The following is a 23,541-nucleotide window of genomic DNA, read 5'->3' on the forward strand; positions in this document are numbered from 1 at the left end:
GCAAGTCATGGTTCCTCAAGCCCGTATTTGCAGCGATGGAACCCGCGCGATGAAATCGATCCTGGCACTGACGGCGGCGGTCCTCGTCGTGCCGCCCGCCTCCGCACAGACCAAGGCCCCGCCGGTGGAATCCACGCACCAGGCCCAGCCGCAGCGCCCCTATGCGCGCTTCACCCTGCCCAACGGCCTGACCACGATCGTGCACACCGATCGGACGAGCCCGTCGGTCTTTGTCGGGCTCTGGTATCGCACGGGCTCGCGTGACGAGCCGGCGGGCAAGACGGGCTTCGCCCATCTGTTCGAGCATCTGATGTTCCAGGGGACGGCGCACCGCAAACAGGAGCTGGGGGCGGCGTTCAGGGCCATCGGCGCCATCGGGATGAACGGCGTCACCCGGACCGATCACACCGCCTATTATGAAACCGTCCCGACCAACGCGCTCGACGCGGCGTTGTGGCTCGAATCCGATCGCATGGGCTATCTCGACGGCGGCATCACCCAGGCGGCGCTGGACGAACAGCGCAGCATCGTGCTGAACGAAAAGCGCCAGGGCGAATTGCGTCCCGAAGAGGCGGCGTGGCGCCATTTCCTGAGCGCCTTCTACCCCGCCGATCACCCCTATGCCCACCCCACCATCGGATCGACTGCCGACATCGAGGCGGCGTCGCTCGACGATGTGAAATCGTGGTTCGCGAGCCATTATGGCGCGGGCAATGCCGTGCTGGTGCTGTCGGGCGACATCGACGCCGACACCGCACGCGAAAAGGTGACACGCTATTTCGGCGGAATCCGCACCGGATCGCCGATCAGCCGGCCCGTCCAATGGGCGCCTCCGCTCACCGAGACTCGCCGCGACCGGCTCTATGGCGCTTTCCCCACCATGCACCTCTCCCGCAACTGGTCGATCCCGAATGGCGACCTGCGCGAGCGCACGCTCCTGCTCCTCGCCGCCCGCGCCATGGCGGGGTCGATGGAATCCCCGCTCGTGCGGGCGCTGGTCACCGATGGCAAGGTGGCAACCGGCGTCTCCGCCACGCTGAACGAGGGCGAACTGGGCAGCGTGCTGCAAGTGTCGCTAGACCTGCGCCCCGGCGTCTCCCCGGAGGCAGCAGGCCAGGCACTGGACGCCGCGCTCGCCGACTATCGCACGCACGGGCCTGCGGCGGAGCGGCTCGCCACCATCATCGCGGCGACGGATACGGCGGTCCTGCGTATGCTCGAAAACCCTGCCGCCATCGGCAACATGCTGGGCGATGGCGAAGTATCGCATGCGGACCCCGCCTATTTCCTGCGCCAGCGCGAATGGATCAAGGCCGCGACGCCCGAGCAAGTCCGCGCGATCGGCGCCAAATGGCTCGATCTCCCCTATTACGAGCTGCTGACGCTTCCCACGCCCGCGACGCCGCAGGCTGTGCCGGACGTCGATCGCTCGCGCATGCCGGAACCGGGTCCGTTCAAATCCACCATCGTGTTTCCCGCGATCAGCGAACAGACGCTGCCCAACGGCCTGAAGCTTGTCGTCGCGCGGCGCCCCGGTGTCGGCATGGTCGATTTCAGCCTGCAATTTGCGAGTGACCCGATGGCGCCCGGCTATCCGCGCGGCACCGGATCGCGCGCGCTGGCGCTGCTCGCCTCCGGCACGCCGTCGCGATCGGGCGCGCCGGTCAGCCGCAGCCTCGCCGCGATCGGGACCTCGCTGAGCGCCGACAGCGACGACGGGCGCAGTGCGATCCGCTGGGGCGCGGCAAACGTGGTCGCGGAAGAGTCGCTCGATCTGGTCGGGGACCTGCTGCGCAAGCCGCCGCCCTATCCCGCAGTCGCCGTGGCAGAAGCGAATGCCGCCGCCCGGGGCGGCTCCGAAGCCGCTGCGCGCAACCCGAGCGGTGCCGGCCCGGCATTGCTGCGGCGGGCGATCTGGGGCGATCCGGACGGACGCGCCGCCGCAGCGCCGTCGCAGGAAGGCGTCGCGATCACCCGCGAGATGCTGCTGGACTATCACGGCACGCACCTCGTTCCCAATCGCGCCACACTCTTTATCGTCGGCGATATCACGCTCGAGCGCGCGCGCGCCATGGCCGAACATGGCTTTGCGGGCTGGCGTGCCACGGGCCCCGCCCCGGCGTCCGCATCGCCCGCAGAGGCCCGCGTTCCGGCGGCACCGCGCCTGATCCTGGTCGATGCGCCGGGCGCGCCACAGACCAGCATCACCGTCGGCGCGCCGATTGCGCCGTTCGACCGCGACCAGTCGGCAGTCGAGGCACTCGCCACCGCGACGTTGGCCGACATCAGCTCGGGCCGACTCAACCTCAACCTGCGGCAGGACAAGGGATGGAGCTATGGCTTTGGCGGCGGCATCGACGACAGTCCTGCCGGGCCACGCCTGTTCCTCGCCAGCGGATCGGTGCAGGCCGACCGGACCGGCGCCAGTCTTGCCGAGCTGCGCCGCGAGCTGAACGCAATCGCGACGACGCGACCGATCACGCAAGGCGAACTCGACGCGCATCGCGACGCGATGATCCGCAGCACGGCCCAGTCCTTCGTCCGCAACGAAGCGTTCCTCGGCGCGCTGACCACGGCGGACAGCTATGGCCTGCCCTGGGATCGCGCGGCGACCACCAATCACCGGCTGGCAGCAGTCACCCTGCCCCAGGTCCAAGCCGCCTCGCGCGCGTTGTTCCGCCCTGATGGGCAGACATGGATCGTGATCGGCGACCTCAAGACGATCGAACCGCAAGTGCGCGCACTCGGCATCGCGCCGATCGAAATGTGGGACGCACTTGGCCGCAAGCGCCCCTGAACGCGCACGCCCGCAATCCTCAGGATAAACCGCCATGCCTTCGCTGATCGCCCTTGCCCTGCTCCAGGCCGCCCCCACACCCCTTGCGCCCCCGGCACAACAGGCGCCCGTGGGCGAAACCGTCGCAGCGGAGACGGGCGAGGCGCCATTGACGCATGACAGCCGGGGCCGCCCGGTCATGCCCGTAGAGATCAACGGCAGGGGCCCCTTCCCCATGGTGGTCGACACCGCTGCACAGACCAGCCTGATGGCGCCCGGCCTTGCCGGCGAGCTGATGCTCCAGCCGCTGCCCGGCGGCCTCACCGTGGCGGGCGCAACCGGCGCGGCGCGCAGCCGCCTCTACCCGGTCGATCGCATGCGCAACCCGCTGATCGACGCGCGCCACGTCGCGCTGGTCGAACTGGCCAACAGCGGCGTGACCGAAGCGCGCGGCATCATCGGCATGGAGCGTTTTGCCGAACGCCAGCTCTGGTTCGATCGGCTGGCAGGCATGGTCCGGGCAATGCCCTCGGGCGCTGCGGGCGCGGGTTTCGCGCCGGTCAGCGGGCGGAGAACGGCGGAAGGCTTCGTCGAAGTGCCGCTCACGGTGGACGGGGTTCAGGTATGGGCGCTGGTCGATAGCGGCGCGGCGGTCTCGATTCTCAACGATGCCGCGTTCCGCCTGCTCGGCTGGCCGGAGGGCGATCCCCGGATCGGCGACGGCGGCGAGATACGCGGCGCTGCGGCGACTTCGCAAAAGGCGCGGAGCGCGCGGATCGGCAAGCTCTCGGTCGGGCGGATTGGCCTGTCGAACGTGCCGCTCGTGATCGCGGACGACGGGCAGCGCACGCCATCCATGATCCTGGGCAGCGACATATTGAACCTTTTCCCCGGCTACGCGGTCGACTTCCCCCGCGCCGAGCTTCGCATCCAGCTCCCGCGAACACCAATTGCGAAGCCGTGAGCGGCGCCAGCTCTTGGTAGAGCGGTGTCAGGTCGGAACGCAGTGCATTGCCTACCGATTTCTTCTCCTCGGGATTGCGGTTGAAATATTTCTGACGGGCGGCTCGCCGGGTTGGGGGGCGGCCTGGCCGCAGGCCATCAGAAGGCACCGTTGAGCAGAAGGCACCGTTTAGGACGCTACGGTTGCGGCTGGCTGCTCGGTCGCAGGCGGGACCCGGCAAACACGGATCGACCGGCAGGTTCGGCTACTGCATGGGGATCCGTTCCGAGCGCCGGCTGTGCGACCAGGTGCATCTGAACCTGGCCTATCGCTGGTTCTGCCGGCTGGGGCCGGAAGACGATCCAGATCAGTTTGGCAAGCAAAAATCCTATCATCTATGGATATTTGTGAATGTCACTATCTCATCGCGTATTGCTGCAGCGATTACGTTAGCATTTCTCGATCATCGCCCATAGATTCTGAAATTGCCCAAATCAATCCAAGCACGGACAACCCCAGTACAACAATTAGCAGGGGTGTTAGCGGAACTGACGAGTCCCCCCCGACCCAGTTTTTCCAGCCTGCCAACACGATCGGCGACGATCTCATCGCCAGCCAGCAGGATACCGCTCCCGCGATCATGCCGGCAAACGAGAACCACGCGCCCTGAGGGCGGCGGCGCGGCAAGGTTCGCATGACATGATCGGTGAAGCCTCCGTCTTCGACCGACCCGTCGAAGCTCAGCCGCAGCAGGGTATCGATGGCATCGTCCGCTTCAGCCGACATTCGGTTTTTCCTCCTTCACCGTTGGTTGCCAGTCAGCCAACAACGCGCGCAATCGCGCCTTGCCCCGCGCGGCATGCGACTTCACAGTCCCGAGCGGCATGGTCAGCACATAGGCCGCTTCCTCGTGACTGAGCCCCAATTGCACGCAGTGCAACAGAACCGCTTGTTCGGCGATCGGCAGCCGCTGCATCGCGCTTTCGATGTCGATCCGCAGATCGATCGCATGCGAAGGGGCGGGCTCGAACTCCGCCACCGCGTCCCCGTGGGTGCCGACGCCATCGACTCGCTTTCGCCGCGACTGGAGAAAGCACGAATAGCCGATCCGATATAGCCAGGTAGAGAAGCGCGCATCGCCCCGGAACTGGTCCAGCTTGCGCCACGCCAGTACGAACGTTTCCTGTGCCAAGTCGTCCGCAGCCGCTTCATCGCCATGCATCAGACGGCGAAGCTGTGCTCGGATCATGCCTTGATGCCGGCGCACCAGTTCCTCGAACGCGCGCCGGTCGTTTCCCGTCTGCGCGCGCACGACCAGCGCCTGATCAAGGTGTCCCGCGTCCCGCACGATCAGCGGCGCGCGTCACTGCGGCTGAGCCACCAACTGGCGAGATAGCCAAGCCCCGTCATAAGCGGCAAGAGTCCGATCCCCCACAGCGACGCGAGGCTTCGCCCGCCATCGAGTTGAAACGGCAGGGTCGCGACCATCGCCATGATGCCCAGTCCGGCAGCGATCAGCACCAGCCCGCGGCGTCGCTCCGAGAAGTTCGCCTGCGGATCGCTAAGCAGCAAAGCAGGAAGCTCCAAGCCCTTGTCTGCGATCTGCACCAATGCCCGGTAGCGCGCCTCTACCTGCAGTCGGCGGTAGCGGAAGAAGATAAGGGCGATCAGCACCGGGGCGAGCATCATCGCCGTGAAGGAAAGTGTCTGCTCATTCATCGTCATCATCCCTTGCCCAAGATCGTTGTGGCTTGGCCGCTACCCGACATGGGCGCAGCGCCAGCGTCGGCGCGAAGATCGAGGAAACGCAATCGAGCGGTTCGCCCCTGTAACGCCTCGATACTTCACCCACTTGGATGCAAGGAAAGCCCCCATTGGATGCAGGCGCGGTGCCATTTTCCTTTACTCCCGAAGCCATGGCTCCTTTCGCGAAATCAATCGGAATTCCGGTGCATAAAATTCGCCATCAACGAGAAATACTCGACCAACTGTTCGGCAAGCATCTTTTGCCCAGACGTTGTCAGCGCCACCTTCCTTGAACGCGTGTTGTCCAGGGACACAGTGGCAAGCAATCCGCGCCGCACAAGCGCGTTGATTGCTTCCGTTGCCACGCTTTGTGACACGTCCAGCTGACCGGCAACGTCGCCCGGAAGAACACCGCCTTGCTCGGCAGCGAGATCGATCACGATCATCGCCATGAACCGCGTTGACGTCGTGCCGTGGAAATCGAAGAACCTCTTCAACGCGCGTCCAAGGTGACTACATTGACGAAGCATTCGATACGCCTCATCAACAGCCTCGACATCCATGTCGGTGTATCGCGCGCTGTACAGTTCCAGCATTTGCGAAGTTGTCGATTTTCTCAGAACGAACACACGCCACCCTCTCGACGGATTCCTACTGCTTTCGCAGCCTTCGACGCGAGCCATTCCGGCTCAAGTGCCCCCCCGACAGCGGCAATATGAGATCGCACACGCAGGGGGCCCGCTCGCATACCGACCGGGCATTCTGCCCACGCGGTCTCTTGGATGCGGTGAAAGCGCGCTTTGGATGCAGCTTTGCCACGGCTCCGCGCGGCCGCCTGAACCGCGACGGGCTTGTCGGAGGCCCCAACTCCCGAGAGGAAGGGTCTATGACGAGCAAGACGACGAACAAATTTGCACCGGAGGTATGCGCCCGCGCGGTTCGGATGGTGCAGGATCACGAGGGCGAGCATCCGTCTCGCTGGGCAGCATTGGTTTCCATTGCCGAGAAGATCTGCTGTTCGGCGCACACGCTCGCTGCGTTCTTCGCTGATATGGAACGCCGAGGTGCGGATCAGCATGGACGGTCGAGGACGCTGGATGGACAATGTCTTCATCGAGCGCCTGTGGCGCTCCCTCAAATACGAGTGCGTGTAACTGCATGCCTTCGAGACCGGCTCGGCGTTGCGCGCTGGCCTCGGCCGGTGGATCACCTATTACAATCAACAGCGACCGCACTCGGCCCTGGCCGAGCGAACCCCGGCTGAAACCTATGGGTGGATCGGCGCTTCAGATCATGGGGGGCATGCCCCCCATGATCTGATCAACAAAATGGCGGCATGAACGACAACCCGGATCAGCTTAGCTCAGCCGCCAAACTGTCCAAGAAGGCGGGACCACCTCAGGACCACCTCTCCTGTCAGCACGATCGCGCTGCTGGGCGCCACAGGGGAGCGACTTGCGTCCTTGATGATAATGCCAGACACCGCCACCACTTCGCGGTGTTCTTGAGACAATATAGGAAGATGGTCTGGATGCGCGCCTGGGCTCAGGGAAAGTTAATCGCCGTGGATGCCGCGGTGCTGATGTGGGTGGCGCATCGTCTTCCCCTTGGCTTTGGTCGCGGCTGGGCGACAGTGCGGGGCATAATTCATGCCGCGCTGGGCTATGACTGGCTTTCGATCGGAACGGGCCGCTATCCGGTTCGCCCCATGGCCTGGCGGGCGCTGCGCCGTCTCGCGCCAGAGCAACCCACATGGCAACGGTTGCTCTGGCTCTTCGAGCGATATGTCCAGTTTTCGCGTGCAGAATGGGAGGGGCTGGCCTTGCCGCGCCTCGTCGACAGCCTGCCGCCCTCTTCCGCACCGGGCGAAGTTGCGAACCATTCCGGCGGCGCTCGTCGCGGGACGGTGCACTTCATGTTTCATTACGGCTCGCTCTATCCAGGCGTGGCCTGGCTCTCGAAGAACGGAATCAAGCTCAACTGGATGACATCCGACGTATACAACAGGATGCCGGGACTCTCTCCGTGGATAGCAAGAGTTCATAATAAAATAAATGATAACTTGAAATTTTGCAATAATGGTGGGAGCGTAATTTTTAGCAATAAGAACGTTCGCGAAGTATACAAAAAACTACTCGCCGGAGAAGATATTGTTATGGTTGTCGATCGCACCATGCCCACCGGCCCCGCAATAATGATCGACCTTCCAGGTCCATGCCGCGTGCCGCTGGCGCGAGGGGCGTGGGCAGCACTGCGCGCCACCGGTGCCCACTGGACGGTAACGGTCTGCGAATACCGACAGGGCCGTTTTCACATCGATCATGAGCGATCGCCCGGATGGCCAGACGAGCCGATGCCCGATTTGCAGCTGATCCGCTGGCGGATTTCCCAAGCGCCGCAACGCTGGTGGGCATGCCACGTATTGGATTTCGTGCCACAAAACTACGATGCCCCAATCGTAGCCGGCAGTTTCGATACATAGCGGGATTATCGCCCTAACATCGCGATATCATGCGCGGCTGACCGAACAATGACGGCGATCCCGCGAGCAGCGTCAATCCACCCGATTATTCGCTTGGCACCGGCAGCCAGATTGTCTAGCGGACTTGGCGCTCCACATACGTGCGCCTTGCAGTATTTACCCCTCGGGAGACAGTCACCAATGGATCGCAGCGAAGATAACCTGCTAGGATTTACCCGTGCTTTGAGCGTCAGCGAGCAGGCCGCCCGATCCGAATTACTACACTTGTTTGAGACAACGCCCATCCCAAAGGGTGAGCGACTGGATAACCTTGGCATCCACATGGACCATTTGGCGTTGGGCCGCGCATTGTTCATGGACCACCTCTATCGGCAGATTCTTGGCATGCCGGGTGTGGTGATGGAGTTCGGTTGCCGCTGGGGTCAGAATCTCTCATTCTTTCTGAATCTGCGGACGCTTTATGAGCCGACACATTATTCCCGTCGGATTATTGGCTTCGATACCTTTACCGGCTTTGTCGACGTGGCAGTCGAGGATGGTGACAGCATCTATGCCCGCCCTGGCAACGTACGGACCACTGCGGGCTATGATGCCTATCTCGAACGCGTGCTCGCGGCACGCGAGAGCATGGCGCCACTGTCACACAAGCGGAAGTTTGAAATCGTGACCGGCGATGTGCGGGAAACCCTCCCGCAATATCTTGCTGCCCATCCGGAAACGATCGTGGCCCTGGCCTATCTGGACATGGATCTGTTCAGCCCTACGCGGGACGCCTTGCTGGCACTCAAGCCTCGTCTCGCCCGGGGCAGCGTGGTTGTCCTGGACGAGATCAACGATGCCGGCTTCCCCGGTGAGACCACGGCCCTGCGCGAGGTTTTCGGGCTGAACGGCCTGGCGCTGCGGCGGGTGCCGTTTTTGAACGGCCCCGGCTATTTCGTCGTCGAATAACGAAAACCAACGAATGTCGCGCGTTCATATCGTCGTTTTCGACCGCACACCCCAATGGACCATCATGAAGGAGGATATCTATACCAGCCTTCTTCATTGGTTGACGCAGATCGGGCATGTGGTGACAATCGAGACGCGTTCATTCGAGCCGAACGCGCTCAACATAATCATCGGTCTTCAATATCTCACCCCACAGGAAATAGACGATATTGCAGCCTCCCCCTATGAATTTGGGGTCTTCGACGTTGAATACATCGCCGCCGGCATGGTGAATTTCAAGCCGGAGACATCGTGGCTTTTCGCCGAACGGTCCCGAAAGTTTCGCGACCGATGCCGGTTCTTTTTATCCTATTTTGAGGAAAGCGTCCGCGAAATGGCGCGCCTGGGGGTTTTTTCCCGGCAGATCATGCCCGGTTACGTAAAGACCTTCGAACCGGAGAGCGTGATTGCCGAACACGACAGGACCATCGACCTCTATTTCTTCGGCAATGTCGATGCGCATCGCGCCGCCGTTCTGGAGCGGATCGAGAAGACGGTGCCGGTGCTGGTGCAAACGCCCTCACAGGCCACACCGCTATTTCTGCGCAATGCCCGTGCCGCGCGGTCGAAAATCGTCCTGAGCCTCGGGCGGGCGCTGCCTTTTACTCATATCGGCCCGATGCGGCTGGTGGAAATGGCGCATCTGCGCACGTTCGTCCTGTCTGAAGCGCCGGCGGTTGCCCAACCGGATCTGGACGGGCTGTGCGGTTATTGGTCGGCGGCGGAAGATCCGGGCGAGGTGGCCCGGGCCTGGCTTTTCGATCCCGAGCGCCGCCGCGCGCGCGCCGAGGCTGCGTTCGAACGGATCAAGGCGTTCGATCCCCTGACCCCCCTTTCAGAGGCTTTGGAGCCGCGACCATGACGACCGAAAGCGAACCGCGGCGGGTCGCGGCAATCATGATGATCCGCGACGAATGCGATATCATCGAGGCGAATATCAGGCATCATGCGCGCCTCGGCGTCGATCATTTCGTGATTTTGGATCACGGTTCGGCCGATGGGACGGCGGACATCCTGCGCGCCCTGACTACCGAAGGATTGCCACTCACGGTTCTCACCTATGCCCGCGACGCCGAAATCGAGTTGTCGCAATGGTATGCGGCCCTGTTTGCGCGGGTGCGCGAACTGGGCGCCGAAATCGTCGTCCAGATCGACGGCGACGAGTTCTGGCATCTCACGACTGGCAGCTTCGCCAAGCTCGACTGGAGTGCGCCAGTCATCACCGCCCCGCGCTTCAACATGTTCGCGCCGCGCGCGGCGGTCGGCTCACCCGACGGCGCGCCAATGACCCATATCTATCGCAACCGGCGCCCCTTTCACCCCGAAGACTATCGCAGCCGGGTGACCCGCGGCGACCGCGATATCGCGTTCGACTATCCAATCCATATGGTCCGAATAGAGCCCAAGGTCGTCTTCCTTCTCGAGGAGATGGGAGAGATCATGATGGCGGGGCACGGGATCATTTCGCACGCTGGGGAAATGCTGCAGCCGAAGCCGGATGGATCGGCGGTGATCTTCCATTATCCATTACGCAGCTTCGAGCAGTTTGCCAAAAAAGTTGCTGCCTTCGGTACGGTTTTTGAAAAGCATCCCCATCTCGATCGCGGAATTTCTTGGCAAACGCGCTATCTCTGGGAACTCGACGAACCCGGCGCACTGGAACGCGCGTTTCTTCGCTGCTTCCCGGATGAGGCGGAACTGCGCCACTGGATCGACACGGGCGTCCTGGTCCGCGATACCCGAATGGCCCGCGATCTCACGGATGGCCCAGGCACATTGGATGCCGAGCTTGACCACCTTGCGATAACGGCTGACCGCGTGATTATGGATCTCATCGAGGATCTGTCCGTCGAACAACGGGCGGCAGCAGCCGGGATAACCGCCGAGCGAAACCATGCGCTCGACGAGCGGGCCAGCTGGACGGCAGAGCGGAACGGACTGGTGGGCGCCCTGGATCTGGCAGCGCAAGAACGCGATCTGGCCGTCGCCGAAAAAAGCCAGCTCGGCGCGGAGATCGCGCAGGTCGCCAGCGGGCGCGATGCCGCAGTCGCCCAGCAGCGACGCCTGACAGAGGAACTTGCCCGCCTCTCGGAGGAACGTGACTTTCTCGCCGCGGAAACAGATCGCCTGGCGACCGAGCTGGCCAACGTCAGCGGCGCACATGGCGGTCTTGTCGCCCATTGCGCCGTCTTGTCCGAAGAACTCAACCAGATCCGCAGCCAGCGCGCCCGGCCATGGGTGTCGCGATTGCCGGCATGGATGCGGCGGCACTAGGGCGCACCCTGGAGCGTACATCGAAGATGTCGGAGACAGGCGGATACTGCGGGGAAGCGATAGCGTCCCGGCCTCGCTTCACAAAGATATCCCTGACCAAGCCGAATGACGCCCGACCGACCTCCACCAGCGGTGTATCACGCGGCCTTGAACGCGCGCGCATCCGCCCCCTTGGCGGACAACAGGGCATCAAAATAGGCGATGGTCCGGACCAAGCCGTCGCGCAGCGACACGACCGGCACCCACGCTAGTTGCGCCTCCGCGAGGCGTATGTCCGGCTGGCGTTGCTTGGGATCATCCTGCGGCAAGGGCCGCTCCACGATGACGGAGCGCGCGCCCACCAGGTCGATCACCAGTTCCGCCAGTTGGCGGATGGTGCATTCCACCGGATTACCCAAATTCATGGGCCCCACCACATCGCCATGGCTCTCCATCATCGCCACCAGCCCGCGTACCAGATCGTCCACATAACAGAAGGACCGTGTCTGCGAGCCATCGCCGAAAAGGGTAATGTCTTCGCCGCGCAGGGCCTGCACGATGAAATTGGAAACCACGCGCCCGTCGTCCGGGTGCATGCGCGGGCCATAGGTGTTGAAGATGCGCACCACCTTGATGGCGAGGTTGTGCTGGCGGCGATAATCGAAAAACAGCGTCTCCGCGCAGCGTTTGCCTTCATCGTAGCAGGAACGCGGCCCGATGGGATTGACATTGCCCCAATAGTCCTCGGTCTGAGGGTGTGCCACGGGATCGCCATAGACTTCGGAGGTTGAGGCCTGGAGGATCGGGGCCCCCAGCCGCTTGGCCAGACCCAGCATATTGATGACGCCGAGAACGCTAGTCTTCAACGTTTGCACCGGATCCAACTGATAGTGCACTGGCGAGGCAGGACAGGCGAGATTGTAAATCTCGTCCACATCGACGTGCAGCGGATGGGTGATGTCGTGCTGCTGTATCTCGAACCGTGACTGATCGAGCATAGATTGTAGATTGTTGCGAGCGCCCGTCGAGAAATTGTCGATGCATAGCACTTCGTGTCCACGCGCCAGCAGGGCCTCACACAGGTGCGAGCCCACAAACCCGGCCCCGCCGGTTACAGCGATGCGCTTCGGCAGCGAGCCGTTCGGAATGACGTGGACCATAGTTTTCCCCCTCGACATTAGGCCGTGCCCAACAACCGCTGCAGCACCCGGTGAGTAGCCCCTAGCTTTCTAGACGCCTTCCGCGTTCAGAACCTGCTGCCGTTCGAACCGGACGGGCGACAGCATCTCGTTCCTGACCTGCTTGCGCATCGGGTTGTAGAACATCTCGATGTAATCGAACACGTCCTGCCGGGCTTCCTCCCGGTTTTTGTAACTCCTGCGCCGGATGCGCTCCCGCTTGAGCGAGGAGAAGAAACTCTCGGCGACGGCGTTATCATGGCCGTTGCCGCGGCGGCGCATCAAGTGCTCAAGATTGCGCGCGCGTAGGAAGGCTGCCCAGTCCGTGCTGGTGAACTGCGCGCCCTGGTCCGAGTGGATCAACACCCGGTGCCTCGGCTTGCGTCGAGATACCGCCATGTGCAGCGGCTGCAGCACCACATCGGTGGTCTGCCGGCGCTGCATCGACCACCCTCCGCAGCCTTTCCAACGATGCTCCGCATCGCCGGAACCTTTGGCTGCTCCGCCCACCACGCGGCGGGAATACAGGTCGATCACGACCGCCAGATAGGCGAAGCCTTCCAGGGTTCGAATGTAGGTGATGTCTGTTACCCAGGCCTGGTCGGGCGCAGCCACGTCGAACTGTCGATCCAGCGTGTTGTCGACCGCCAGGGACGGCTTGCCGCCATGGCTGCCGGGCCTGCGCTTGTAGCCGATCTGCGCCTTGATGCCCGCCAGCCGGGTCAGCCTGGCAACTCGGTTGGGGCAGCAGGTCTCGCCGTGATCCAACAGGTCGTCGTGCAGCTTGCGGTAGCCATAGACCCTGCCGCTGTCGTTCCACGCCCGCCGGAGCAGCTCCGTCTGCCGACCCGCTGGCTCAGTGGGCTCTTTTGCCAAGCATAAAAGCCACTTGGCTGCACGGCAAGGCACCGGCACATCGCCCGCACGCCAAAACGATTGCGATGCTCGGCAATGAACGCGTATCTCACTTTGCATCCCGAGCGAAATACGCGGTGGCTTTTTTTAGGATGTCGCGCTCCTCGGTCACCCGGGCCAGCTCGCGCTTCAGCTGGCGGATCTCCGCGTCCTTGCCGGCATCGCCTGCCCCCACCTTCGCCAGCTGCCGCTTCCACGAATACAGCGAGTGCTGGCTGACGCCCAGACGCTGCGACACCTCCGCTACGGGATAGCCGCGCTCGGTGATCTGGGCCACCCCGTCACGCTTGAATGCATCGCCGAAATTGGGCTTCCCCTTCCTCGCCTCCTGTCCCCAAATTTAGGATCCAAGGCGTCCCGAAATCTAGGGGCTGATCAGAACCTTGAGTCTCGCTACAGTCATCTCGCTCACACAACCCCACGCTCGGGAGGTGGACCCTCGGCGAATTCGGCGCGGTTCAGTCCGCGATCAGCGCGGGTTTCGCAGCGCCTTTTCGCCTTCCGCCAGCGCTGCCGCAGTCCAGTCGAGCAACGCAGCGATGAAACGCTCACCAGGTTCATCCAGCATCGCATGGCGTTCGATGCTCTCGCCGCTTTCGGCAACGCGCGGAACATTGCGGCCCAGCAGCGTTAGGATGTCTGCGCGCCGGGCAGGATCGCTATCTGCTCGCAGCATGGCGAGATCGAGTTCGATCACGTGGACGAACGAATAATGCGCGTGCAGCAGCGCGGTCATTGGGCGCGGGCGCCCGACGACAGGGCTGTGGAAAACTTGGTCGGGCGGGTTGCGGATGATCCGGATGGCGGCCTCATTGTCCACGCCCATTGCACGCAATTTGTGATGCGCGGTCTCATGCACAATCGCTTGGGCGGTGCCGAGCGGGCATTCGGTGGTCATGGCGATTACACCGAACCGGTCACGGACATTGTGGCTGCACGAGCCCAGGCGAGATCTGTGGGACGCCTCTGAATCCGCGAAGGGCTGAATCTGATGGACGATGCGCGGCCATTGCCGCGCCATTGCAGGCCAGTGCCGGACCAGCGCGACCGCCTCTGTCACCGTGGCCGGAACATCATCAAGCGGTACGAAGCGCGGCCCGGGCAGGACCGGTCCGCCATGTGGTCCGACGCTAACCGTGCCTTCGACGCGCGCTGCCTCTGCGGGGGCAGCGGGCGGTGGGTCGACGGGATGCCATGGCGGCGGACTGGCCTCGATCAGCCATTCAATCGCCGCGGTGTCGGAACCATCCTCCTGTGGCTTTGCCACACGTCCCCAATCAATCATGCCGTCACCCGGGCGCTGCATGTTGTCGCATCGGTCGCCTCGATCTGCAGTCCGGCAGCCTGCGCCAGCGCTGCCAGACTGCCGAAGCGCCGCAGCGCGCGATCGCTGGCATAGAGTGCGACCAGCCTATGGCGCGCCAGGGCGGCGCGAAGGGTAGCGCCCCCCTGGTCGGCACGCGACACGAGCGGCTCGGGATCGACAAAGGCGAGGCGCCCCTCGGTTTCGCCGTCCGGCAGATCACGCGGGTCGATCACGAACCTATGCTGCGGGCCGGGCAAGCGCGCGCGGGCTAGGGTGATGGCAGCAGGAGCATCATCCACCCCCAGAAAGCGCAGGCGCGGGTTGATCTCGGCCACCATCTCCCCGAGTAGACCGTCGCCGCACGGATAATGCAGCACATCGCCAGCCCCGCCGCGAAGCGCGGCGGACCATTGCCAGAGCAAGCCCGCGTACCGCGCGCGATGGGCATAGGGACTGTCGAAACCCGCCCGCTCCCATTCCTGGGACAGCCCGAGCGCTTTCAGCGGCTCGGCCGAGCGCGACGGCAGCAGTCGTTGGATGACCTCGGCGTAACGCGGATCGCGCGGGACGACGGGGCGGCTCGCACGCGGGTTGGCGACCACCTCGCAAGTCCCCGCGCCCACGAAGTGATGATAGCGAAAATACGGCGTGCTGATCTCGGCAATGCCGCCCGTGGACGACCAGGTGACCGGCCATGCGCCAAGCCGATCGAGCCAGTCCCCAGCTTCCCGATCGATGGAAAGGGCAGTATCGATGAAGCGATCGATCGCCTCGCGTGTCGGCGCGCAATCCGCTGCGCAGGGCACATGCCGGAGCGCACCGAGGCCCAAAGCGGAGAGCAGCAAATGCGCGTCGGGCACCTGGCCATGAGCGTTCGTCAGCATCGCCAGCATGGGATCCGCGCCGGCGGCGCGGCGCGCGGCGAACGCCCGCGCACAGCAGACCGGAAAGCCGAAACACCGGGAAATCGCCTCCACATCGCTCCCGGCAAGCACGGCGGAGACAAAGCTGCGGGCTCGAGAGGTGGTGATCAACACCGTGCAGCGCGCATCCTCCCCCTGCCCCAAGCGCCGCGCGGACAGCGGCACCGCCTCTAGCCCCGCCGCCGCAACCAAAGCCACCGCGTCGGCGAGATGGTCCAGCGCCACATTCACAGTGGTGGCGTCGATAGCGCCCGCAGCGACCAGCGCCATTTCCGCCGAGAGCGCCAGCCCGCGTAGCCGTTCCAGCCGCGGCGCCTGGAGCGACTGCTCTTTGGGCCCCGCCCAACCGATCCGATCCGGGTCGATCACACCCGATTCCACAGGATCGCCGGGCAATCGGGGCCAAGAGAGCGTGATCATCATGCGGGGTCTTCGACCGCCATAGTCGCGATTGTGCGTAGCGTCGCCAGCGTCGGGTTGAGGCCCGCGCTCCACGCCTCGATCGCCAGACGTTCCATCGTAGCACGCTCGTCGGCGAGACTGAGCGGGACCACACCCTCCTCCAGAAGCATCGCCTCGGCATCTTCGAACAGGCCGAACCACAAAGGGCAATCGGCAGTGCGTCGGCGCCAATCGCCCCCTTGCGCCATGCCGGGGCAATTGCCTTTGCACATCAGGAAAAAGCGGCAACCCTGGCACCCGCCCTCGGCTTGCGGCGTGGCATAGAGCGAGAGTTGGCGGGAATAGGCCGGCCGCGCCGCCTTGAGGTATCCGACACCGTCCTTGTTGGTGCGGCCGCAATTGGTCAGGCGGCCGTCCCCCTCCACGCCTGTCACCGCCCGCGTCGCATAGGGATCGCAGAGCTGAAAAACGCAGGAAGCGTCGGCGTCGTCGGCGCGCAACATCGCCGCTACCTCTCCAAAGACGTCGAACCGCAATCCGGCCAGCTCGCCCTCGAGCGTGCGCAACGTCCGCATCACGCCCAGCGCCTCTGCCGGATCGAGCATCAGCCCTGCGCCGACATCGGCCGAATCGACCTCCAGCACATGAAGCCGCACACGCCGGACCCCGATGCCATCCAGAAACCGCAGCCAATCACACAATAGCGGCAGCCGCGCCGCGCTGGCATTGGCCTGATGCAAGGTCACGATCACCGATGGCGGAGTCCCCCGCCGCGTCAGCGTTTCGATCAATCCCTCGGTATGGGCGGTGCCTTGGCGCGTCACCGCATCGCTCCCCGCCCAGCGTGCGGCGTTGAGCGCACCGGGCCCGTCGATCGAGACTCCCACGCGCACCCGGTAGCGATCGAACAGGTCGAGATGGTGGGGTGCCACCAGCGTTCCGTTGGTCTGCAGCCCGCACCCGCCATGCGTCGCGAACCCATAAGCGAACAGCCGCTCGAGATCACGGTCGGGCACCATCATGATCTCGCCGCCGAACAGGACGAAAGGCTCGCCAATCCGCTCCAGCCGATCGATCATCGCGTCGACGCTGTAGCGCGATTCGACATTGCCGGCGGCGCGTATGCCCTCCTGATAGCAATAGACGCACTTGATGTTGCACTTCTCGCCGATCGGCCGAACCTCGACGCTCATGACGCCACTCCCGCAAGAGCGGACGGCGCGGCGCGGGGCGCAAGGCCCCCAAACGGATTCCCGCTTCCGGCGCGCACGCGCCGTCGGCCGCCCTCGACCAGCAGCGACAGCGCCGTGTCGCCCCGTACGACGATGAAATGGCGGTCGAGCAGCTCTCGCATCGCGCCATCCGCGGCCGCGGCACCATGCTCCTTCGCGACCGCCTCGACCGCCCCGCCCAGATGGCCGGGGTTGCGCAGCCGGTCGGCCAGCGCCGCCGAAGCCGGCCCCAAATATTGCAATTCGCTCGCGGCGACCGTGCGCTCGTCCTTGACGAGCATCCCGCGCTCGACCCGCGCGAACACCAGCGCCGGTGGGGCCTCCTCTTCCCAGCGAGCCTTCCACGTCGCGACTGCACCGCGCAAACGCAACAGGTCGCCCTCGCCTGCGGCCCCCTTAGCGCGGCCTTCGAAAAAATACGCGAGATCGGCGATCACCGCGGCCGGGGCATCGTGCAACGCACTATACGCAACCACCGGCCGCACTTCGACAAAGCCGAGCCGTTCCGCATCCTCGAAATTGGGGCTGAAACGATCGAGCCGCAGCGGCGAAAGGCCCGTCGGCGGCGGCAAATGCTCGATCAGCGGGACCAGCGCCGCCATCGCGTCATAGGCGTGCGCCGGTTCGCCCGGGAAACCGTGCAAGATCGACCAGATCACCCCCAGGCCGAACTCGCGACAGTTCCGCATCAACCGCAGGTTGAGCAGCGTGTCGACGCCCTTGCGCATGATCGCCAGGATATCGTCCGACAGGCTTTCGATCCCCGGCTGAACCTGGGTCACCCCGGCATCGGCCAACAAGGCCGTCTGCGCCTCGTTGAGATTGGCCTTTATCTCGTAAAACAGGCTGCGGGCGACTGCCGGCGCCGCAGCGAGCGGCCGCATGACCCCGTCAATATGCGCGGGCGCGAGGATGTTGTCGGTGGCTGAAAAACGATCGATGCCGTGACGGACCGTCAGTTCGGACAGTTCCTCCAGCACCCGCCGCGACGATTTGGCGCGAAAGACGATGCCCTCGGCATTGAGACCGCAAAAGGTACAATGATGCTTCTGCCCCCACCAGCAACCCCGCGAGGATTCGAACGGTAGCGACGGCGCGACACGGTCTGCCTCGTCAAGCATCGCCAATTGCGTGAAATAGTCCGCATAATCGGGAATCGGCACTTGATCGAGCTTCCGCAGCGGCGGATCGTCGGGCACGCCGCCGTCGCGGTACAGTTGCCCGGCAATCGCATCGGCGTCGCCAATCCCGCGCAGCAGGGCATCGGCAAGGTCTGGGAAGGCGGTATCGGCCTCGCCGGTGAACACACGGTCGACTTGGCGGTAGGTGCGCAGCAGCGCGCTGCCCATCGGTCCGTGGCAATTGGCACCACCGAACACCACGACCACCGACGGATCCCCCGCCTTCACGGCCTTGGCAATCGCGAGCGACGCCATGGTTTGCTGGAACATCGTCCCGAAGCCAACAATCCGCGGACGCCGCGCCAGGATCTTCTCGGCGGCGGCGGCGACGAAGGGCGCCGCGACCGCCTCCCGCAACCGTGGCACGCCGCCGATCCCCCGGCGCGCGAGCAAAGCGGTGATCTCACGCTCGTGCCGCGCAACCGCCAGCGCGGGACCGGGCCGCCCCACGCAGCGCGCGAACACCCAGTCGCCAATCAGCAAATGCGCCGGCGTTTGCTCGGCCAGTTGCTCATTGAGATCGAGCCCGACCAGATTGGCGAAATCGAGGTTGAGGTGGAGCGTCTCGACACGGTGGCCACGTGCGGCCAGCGCCGCGTGAAGCACCCCGATCCCCACCGAGGGGCGAAGCACCGACATGACCGGCGCGCTGCACAGGACGATGTCAGCGCGCATCGGCTTCGGCCAATGGCGGCGCGAACAGGCCGGCGCCCCGGAACGCGGTTTCCAGCGCGACGAGGCGCGGCAACCGCTCCTGCGCGCGCTCCCGGGCGCGTGCTAAGATCGCCGGATCGCGAAAGATCCGATCGCACACCTCACACACGCCCGCTTCGCAGCCCCGGGGCTCGCCCAGATCATCGAGCACCGCCGCCGGCCCCTCGAACGCCAGCGTCTTGAGCAGCGGATCGGCGAAAGCCGAGGCGACCGCCTGCTCCATTCCGCCCGCCAGCGTGCCGACGCGCAGCCCCTCATAATGCGGCAGCACGCCGCAGCAGGGCAGGATCGCGCCCTGATGGTTCACTGTGAACGTGCGCAGCACGGAAAGGCACGGCCCGTGCGCGGCATCCGCCTTAGCGAATTCGCGCACAGCGGGCGCAGCAGACACTGTCTCGCTCGCGCGCCCGGTCGCGTTGATCGGCGTTTCGTAAATTTTGACGTCAGCTCGCTCGCCAAGGGCGAGCATGCCCCGCAGACCGGCGGCAGTGAGTCGCGCGCCGGGACTGATGGTGACGGCGATGCGCAAGGTCAAACCAAGTTCCAGTGCCGCCTCGACCGCGTTGCGGATGGCGTCGACCCGGACAAATTCGGCATGCGAATCGTCATAGGAAATGGTCAGTTCGGTGAGCCCGGCAGCGGCCAGCGGTGCCAGCACCTTGCGGGCATGGGCTGCGGTCTTGCCCCAATAAGCGCTCGTGGTCGCCCCTCCCCGCAGGCCAAGCGCGCGAGCCACCGCATAGGCCTCGCGCATGATGTCGTCGTGAAGGAAGGGATCGCCCCCGACGAAATGCACAATCTCGATTCCGCCGACACTCGCCGCCTGGCGGATCGCCAGCAGACAATCTTCAAGCGCGAGATGCCCGTGCTGGAACATATCCGAAGAAAAGCAGCAATGTGCGCATTTCAGCGGACAGCGCAGCGTGACATTGATGACGAGTTCGCGTGGCGCGATCACGGCGCGCGACTGCTGTACCATCACCTTCTCCTCGCAAACGCCACGTCGCGGGCATGCGCCACGCGATGAGCACGCGGTCGGTCGACATGAGCAGGCCCATAGATAGGGGCCGCCGCCCGATGCGGGACTGGAGCGTTTATGGGCACGCTCCATGCGCCGTTGGCCCGGCCCCGTCGATGGCGAGTCCGGGCCTGGGCCCAGGTCGCCTTAAAAGTCGACGTGGACAGAGGCAGACTGGGCAGCGCCGCCTTCGACCGACGCCAGTCGGCTGCGGATCTGCTCGCTAAACTCCGAGTCAATGGTCACGCCGAACTTCGCAAGAAACGCTTGCGGGTCAGCCGCCACCTCAGACTTCGCCGGCGGGTTCGCTTTGAAGCTCGCCGCCGAAGCTTTAACCTTGTCCGTGTCGATTTCGATAACGCTCATCACGCTCTCCATCATGAATGCGGCAAATGGCCGCAAATCAAATGCTATAACAAGCCATGCAAAAGTAAAGCGATTCGAATCAATAGTTTTTGTTATTATGGGAAATCAAGGTTCAGTTTGGACAATTTATTCACATCAAAGTGGACCATATATTAAACCCCAGCATTTGACGGTGCATTATTCGGCCCGCGATGGAAAGACGCGCTATGAGACGGGTTCTTCACGGCAGCGCCCGCACGACAGCTTATCATCGCCTTCCGACGACATACGCCGCTGCCGCGCGAAGTGGATGTGCTGGTTGGTCGAGGATCTAAGAGACCGTTTGGGAATTCGGCGGCGGAGGGATGCCGAGGGATTTTTTGTCGCGCGCAAGAAGCGAACCGCAGGCGATGCCGGAAGCATCGGCGAGGATTGGCGACGCTGCGGCGGCGAAAAACACCCGCCAGGCCGACCCGATCGAATTTCCAAACGGTCTCTAAGGCGGTGAGGCCTGCCGCCAGATCGGTATCGCGGAGCAGCCGCCGTATCGGTGGCGCAAGGAATATGGCGGGCTGAAGGTCGATCAGTCCCTGCGGATGAACGATCCAGAGCGGGAGAACAGTCGGCTGAAGAAGCTGGTGGCAGATCTGGCGCTCGACAAGGCGTTCTTGCAGAAAGCGTCGAAGCTGACTTTTTGCCCCGCTCCCGTCGCCGTGAGGCGATCGAGCAGGTTTGTCGTTCGATACCAGTATCGAAGCGGCGGACCTGCCGTGATCTGGGTCAGCACCGCTCGACCCAGCGTCATTCGGCAAAGGGCGACGCTGAGGAGCAGCGGCTGCCGGCCGATATCCGCACGTTGCGCTCGAGATTGTTGCTGAGGATCGCAAGAGCGTATCCACCAACCTCTGGTTTGATCGGCGGGATGCTAATCGCTTCAACATCTTGGAGCGGTCGATGAAAGCGCATGGCAACGAGATGTTGACGATCTTGACGCTTGCCGATCGGAAGATGCTAGCCGCCACCTCAGCCTGATCGGCTGAGTGGATTTCGGGGCGCGGAAGGCCCGGCGCACCAATCCGTGAAAAATCTCGAAATGGCCGCTCGTAACCCCTTGGTTTCAGGGGATAGGTGACGAGTATGAAAAAAATCGCCGAGTTAGGTGACGTGTTGTGCAATCACCATTTTGCAACTACCCCCAAAACCCGCCTTTCCGGTGACATCGCTGATACAACCGGATATTCCTTTTCGGTGAGCCACTCGATCGGTCCGGCCACGCGGTTCACGAGTCCAAAGCGGTGCTCGACGGTGGCCGCCTGTCCCCTTCGGTCTCTCAGTCAGGGCTCGACGACGATGCCGTTCGCGTCCGATCGAACCTTCAGCCCGTAAGCGGATTGGAGGAGATCGAGGAACCCCGCACTGTTATCGATCTGGAACGTCCCGCCGATCCGGATGTCGGCGGTGGAAGGATCGGCAATGCGGATCGGGCGGTTGGTGTAACGATTGAAGTCCGCGACCGCGTCTCCCAGCCGCTGGTTGTCGAACACCAGCACGCCATCGCGCCATCCGGTCATCGCTTCGACCCGCGCCGGTGCCGCCAGCGCCACCAGCGTGCCGTGCGATTGGGCATAGGCGATGTCGCCCTGGCCGATGACGGCGGAGCGCGTGCCCGTGCCGGCGCTCGCATCCTCAATCCGCACCCGGCCCGACAGCACCGCCACCGTCACTTTGTCCCCGTCGCGGCGAACCGTAAAGCGCGTGCCCAAGACGGTCACCGTCCGCGGCCCCGCATGCACGACGAAGGGATCGTCGGGGCGGTGGACGATGTCGAAATACGCCTCGCCCTTATCAAGCCAGACCTCGCGCCCCTGATCGCGGGCGGCGGTGCGCACAACGGTCGCGGTGTTCAATTCAACCCGGCTGCCATCGCGCAGCGCAATCGCCTGGCGAACGCCAACCGGCGTCTGTATGCGCACCGGTGCCGACGCCGAAGGGGAGGCCTTCTCCTGCGCAATATGCCCCAGACCAAAGCCCGTCGGCGATCGCACCAGCGTCGTGCCGATCCCTACCGTCACCGCGAGCGCGGCGGCGATCGCCCCGATCGCGCGGGGGCGAGCCCGCAGCACGGCCTGCCAGCCGCGCCGCGCGCGCGACCGCGGCGCGGCGGTCTGGAACCCGAGCGCCCCGACCCGATCCGCCGCCGCCCAGCCATGGCGCAGACGCCAGAACGCGGCCTTGTGCGCCATCTGCTCGTCCAGCCACGCGGTCAGCGCGGCGTCGTCCTCGGCGGACCATTCGCCGCTTTCCTGGCGGACGATCCAGCGCGCGGCGGTGTCTTCGATCATCGTCGCGCGGTTCATTGGCGGCGCGCCTTGCCGGTGCTGGCGGCGCCGCCGCGACGGATCTTGCCCGCACCGCCCAGCATCGCATCCGCCATCGCGCGGATACCGAGCACCAGTTGGCGTTCGATCGTGTCGATGCCGACGCCCATGCGCGCGGCCGCTTCGCGCGTCGACAAGCCTTCGATCTTGCGCAGGCGCACGACCTCGCGGCAGCGCGGAGGCAGCCGCTCGATCCCCTCCTGCGCCCGGCGCAGCGCATCGCGCGCATCGAGATGGCGGTCGGTTGCGGACAGATCCACGCCCTGGTCAACGCTTTCCATGTCGGCATAATGTTCGAACTGCACGATCCGTTCGCGCTTCGCCCGGTTGATCAGGATATTGCGCGCGATCGTGAAGACATAGCCTGGGGTATTCGCCGGCAATTCTTGCCGCCCGCCCGTCAGCGCTGCCTCGTATATGTCCTGCCGGATATCCATGATCTGCTCGGCCGTCCGCCAGTTACGACGCAGATAGCGGGTCAGCGACGCTTCCAGGGGAAGCACCTCCTCGCAGAACCACCGCTCCAACTGCCTGTCGTCTACCATCGCCCGCCCGAGACACTCCTTCGTCAAAGGGGTTTGGCCGTCATGACAATCGACCGCGCCAAAACCGTAACGCAAAAACCCGACACGCCCCGCTTCGACCGCTTTTGGCAAAAAGTTCCACGATCGTAAACTTTTTTGAAATCCGATGTTACGGGTTTGTTGCCGTCGAATGACAATCTTGCCGAGCGGCGCGATGGGAGCGACCGCAACAAGGGGG

At 64.1% G+C, this 23,541-nt stretch carries 20 protein-coding genes and 4 pseudogenes; 9 read left to right on the top strand and 15 right to left on the bottom strand.

What is annotated here, in order from left to right; genetic code table 11:
• Window positions 1-49 precede the first annotated feature (49 nt).
• The 3 genes and pseudogenes from DD559_RS08455 to DD559_RS08465 all read left to right on the top strand — a co-directional run.
• A complete protein-coding gene (locus tag DD559_RS08455; protein WP_165831058.1) occupies window positions 50-2,797 on the top strand; it encodes a M16 family metallopeptidase in 2,748 nt (915 codons plus the stop codon).
• Window positions 2,798-2,831: 34 nt separating this feature from the next.
• Window positions 2,832-3,740 carry an aspartyl protease family protein gene (locus tag DD559_RS08460; protein WP_116468786.1) on the top strand — a complete coding sequence of 303 codons (909 nt, stop codon included), beginning with the start codon at window positions 2,832-2,834 and terminating at the stop codon, window positions 3,738-3,740.
• A 242-nt stretch (window positions 3,741-3,982) separates the two neighbouring features.
• Window positions 3,983-4,114, top strand: a pseudogene (locus DD559_RS08465) (transposase); the annotation flags it as partial.
• Between the two features lie 49 nt (window positions 4,115-4,163).
• Here DD559_RS08465 and DD559_RS19630 read toward each other — a convergent pair.
• The 4 genes from DD559_RS19630 to DD559_RS08480 all read right to left on the bottom strand — a co-directional run bounded on the left by DD559_RS19630 (window position 4,164) and on the right by DD559_RS08480 (window position 6,061).
• Window positions 4,164-4,505 carry a hypothetical protein gene (locus DD559_RS19630; protein WP_133243800.1) on the bottom strand — a complete coding sequence of 114 codons (342 nt, stop codon included), beginning with the start codon at window positions 4,503-4,505 and terminating at the stop codon, window positions 4,164-4,166.
• Window positions 4,495-5,031, bottom strand: a complete 537-nt coding sequence (locus DD559_RS08470; RefSeq protein WP_133243801.1) for an RNA polymerase sigma factor — start codon at window positions 5,029-5,031, stop codon at window positions 4,495-4,497. Before DD559_RS08470 ends, DD559_RS19630 begins: the two co-directional genes overlap by 11 nt.
• A 38-nt stretch (window positions 5,032-5,069) precedes the next feature.
• Window positions 5,070-5,444, bottom strand: a complete 375-nt coding sequence (locus DD559_RS08475; RefSeq protein WP_206364481.1) for a DUF6249 domain-containing protein — start codon at window positions 5,442-5,444, stop codon at window positions 5,070-5,072.
• A 209-nt stretch (window positions 5,445-5,653) separates the two neighbouring features.
• Window positions 5,654-6,061: a MarR family winged helix-turn-helix transcriptional regulator gene (locus tag DD559_RS08480; RefSeq protein WP_116468788.1), complete on the bottom strand. Its 408-nt coding sequence runs from the start codon at window positions 6,059-6,061 to the stop codon at window positions 5,654-5,656.
• A gap of 468 nt (window positions 6,062-6,529) precedes the next feature.
• On the opposite strand from DD559_RS08480, the pseudogene DD559_RS08495 reads away from it, so the two are divergent.
• The 5 genes and pseudogenes from DD559_RS08495 to DD559_RS08515 all read left to right on the top strand — a co-directional run.
• Window positions 6,530-6,805, top strand: a pseudogene (locus tag DD559_RS08495) (integrase core domain-containing protein); the annotation flags it as partial.
• Window positions 6,802-7,947: a hypothetical protein gene (locus DD559_RS19635; protein WP_206364482.1), complete on the top strand. Its 1,146-nt coding sequence runs from the start codon at window positions 6,802-6,804 to the stop codon at window positions 7,945-7,947. The pseudogene DD559_RS08495 and the gene DD559_RS19635, both read left to right, overlap by 4 nt.
• 180 nt (window positions 7,948-8,127) lie before the next feature.
• Complete coding sequence (locus DD559_RS08505; protein WP_116468791.1) at window positions 8,128-8,895, top strand: TylF/MycF/NovP-related O-methyltransferase; 768 nt, start codon at window positions 8,128-8,130, stop codon at window positions 8,893-8,895.
• Between the two features lie 13 nt (window positions 8,896-8,908).
• The gene (locus DD559_RS08510) at window positions 8,909-9,796 is read left to right on the top strand and encodes a CgeB family protein (RefSeq protein WP_116468792.1); all 888 of its coding nucleotides are present in this window, start codon (window positions 8,909-8,911) and stop codon (window positions 9,794-9,796) included.
• Window positions 9,793-11,208, top strand: a complete 1,416-nt coding sequence (locus DD559_RS08515) for a glycosyltransferase family 2 protein (RefSeq protein ID WP_116468793.1) — start codon at window positions 9,793-9,795, stop codon at window positions 11,206-11,208. Before DD559_RS08510 ends, DD559_RS08515 begins: the two co-directional genes overlap by 4 nt.
• A 137-nt stretch (window positions 11,209-11,345) precedes the next feature.
• Here DD559_RS08515 and DD559_RS08520 read toward each other — a convergent pair whose 3' ends face one another.
• The 8 genes and pseudogenes from DD559_RS08520 to DD559_RS08555 form a co-directional block, all read right to left on the bottom strand.
• Window positions 11,346-12,347: a UDP-glucuronic acid decarboxylase family protein gene (locus DD559_RS08520; protein ID WP_116468794.1), complete on the bottom strand. Its 1,002-nt coding sequence runs from the start codon at window positions 12,345-12,347 to the stop codon at window positions 11,346-11,348.
• Between the two features lie 69 nt (window positions 12,348-12,416).
• Window positions 12,417-13,620 (bottom strand): annotated as a pseudogene (locus DD559_RS08525) (IS3 family transposase).
• Between the two features lie 129 nt (window positions 13,621-13,749).
• Window positions 13,750-14,586, bottom strand: coding sequence for an aKG-HExxH-type peptide beta-hydroxylase (locus DD559_RS08530; RefSeq protein ID WP_116468795.1), 837 nt, complete (start codon window positions 14,584-14,586; stop codon window positions 13,750-13,752).
• Complete coding sequence (locus DD559_RS08535; protein ID WP_133243803.1) at window positions 14,562-15,779, bottom strand: class I SAM-dependent methyltransferase; 1,218 nt, start codon at window positions 15,777-15,779, stop codon at window positions 14,562-14,564. Before DD559_RS08535 ends, DD559_RS08530 begins: the two co-directional genes overlap by 25 nt.
• A 149-nt stretch (window positions 15,780-15,928) precedes the next feature.
• A complete protein-coding gene (locus DD559_RS08540) occupies window positions 15,929-17,104 on the bottom strand; it encodes a radical SAM protein (RefSeq protein WP_116468797.1) in 1,176 nt (391 codons plus the stop codon).
• Window positions 17,101-18,999, bottom strand: a complete 1,899-nt coding sequence (locus DD559_RS08545; protein ID WP_116468798.1) for a RiPP maturation radical SAM C-methyltransferase — start codon at window positions 18,997-18,999, stop codon at window positions 17,101-17,103. The genes DD559_RS08540 and DD559_RS08545 overlap by 4 nt, the downstream gene beginning before the upstream one ends.
• Window positions 18,989-20,017, bottom strand: a complete 1,029-nt coding sequence (locus DD559_RS08550; RefSeq protein WP_116468799.1) for a radical SAM protein — start codon at window positions 20,015-20,017, stop codon at window positions 18,989-18,991. Before DD559_RS08550 ends, DD559_RS08545 begins: the two co-directional genes overlap by 11 nt.
• Window positions 20,018-20,203: 186 nt before the next feature.
• A complete protein-coding gene (locus DD559_RS08555; protein WP_133243804.1) occupies window positions 20,204-20,422 on the bottom strand; it encodes a hypothetical protein in 219 nt (72 codons plus the stop codon).
• Between the two features lie 506 nt (window positions 20,423-20,928).
• Here DD559_RS08555 and DD559_RS20460 point away from each other — a divergent pair.
• Window positions 20,929-20,985: pseudogene (locus DD559_RS20460) on the top strand (hypothetical protein); the annotation flags it as partial.
• Here the strand turns inward: DD559_RS20460 and DD559_RS20465 are convergent.
• From DD559_RS20465 to DD559_RS08570, 3 genes are all read right to left on the bottom strand, one after another.
• Window positions 20,985-21,188, bottom strand: coding sequence for a hypothetical protein (locus DD559_RS20465; RefSeq protein ID WP_438270401.1), 204 nt, complete (start codon window positions 21,186-21,188; stop codon window positions 20,985-20,987). The pseudogene DD559_RS20460 and the gene DD559_RS20465 sit on opposite strands and share 1 nt — an antisense overlap.
• Before the next feature lie 547 nt (window positions 21,189-21,735).
• Complete coding sequence (locus DD559_RS08565) at window positions 21,736-22,758, bottom strand: FecR family protein (protein ID WP_116468802.1); 1,023 nt, start codon at window positions 22,756-22,758, stop codon at window positions 21,736-21,738.
• The gene (locus DD559_RS08570; RefSeq protein ID WP_240610176.1) at window positions 22,755-23,324 is read right to left on the bottom strand and encodes an RNA polymerase sigma factor; all 570 of its coding nucleotides are present in this window, start codon (window positions 23,322-23,324) and stop codon (window positions 22,755-22,757) included. The genes DD559_RS08565 and DD559_RS08570 overlap by 4 nt, the downstream gene beginning before the upstream one ends.
• Window positions 23,325-23,541: the final 217 nt, after the last annotated feature.

Origin of the sequence: Sphingomonas pokkalii (genome assembly GCF_003096275.1) — a bacterium.
Lineage (GTDB): Bacteria > Pseudomonadota > Alphaproteobacteria > Sphingomonadales > Sphingomonadaceae > Sphingomonas > Sphingomonas pokkalii.